Source organism: Pseudomonas sp. 43(2021) (assembly GCF_017490805.1).
Lineage (GTDB): Bacteria > Pseudomonadota > Gammaproteobacteria > Pseudomonadales > Pseudomonadaceae > Aquipseudomonas.
Map to the genome: position 1 here is coordinate 1 of NZ_JAFGYJ010000578.1, position 433 is coordinate 433.

Consider the following 433-nt stretch of genomic DNA (forward strand, 5'->3'; position numbering starts at 1 on the left):
ACCAGCAGCAGATTGCGGCTGTGTTGCGACAAGGCCAGTGCATCCTGGGCCGAATCGGTCAGCAGCAGATCAATCTGGCTCAGGCCGAACAATTCGTCGCCCAAGGTCAGGCCCAGCTGCAATTGCAGGGTGATGCCGCTGTCTGCGACCTCGATCTGCAACTGATGACCCAGAGCACGCAGCAGTTCGCCGCAGCAGATGGCATTGGTCAGGTAATCGTCGCCGCAATCTTCGGTGTGGAACAGCAACAGCGTGCTGCCATCGTGGAGGGTTTCGATGTCGCCCTGATACAGCGAAGCGGCCTGCTCGAGGCAGTCGCGATAGCGTTCCTGCAGTTCTTCCAGACGTGCGCGAGGCAAACGGCGCAATTGTTCCTGCGAACCCAGTTGCACGGCCAGTACGGCGGTATGCTGCGGCACGTCAGGGCTCGGTT

Annotated in this window: 1 pseudogene; it reads right to left on the minus strand. The window is 60.5% G+C overall.

Annotated elements, in window-relative coordinates:
* A pseudogene (locus J5M71_RS28785) lies at positions 1 to 433 on the minus strand (histidine kinase); the annotation flags it as partial.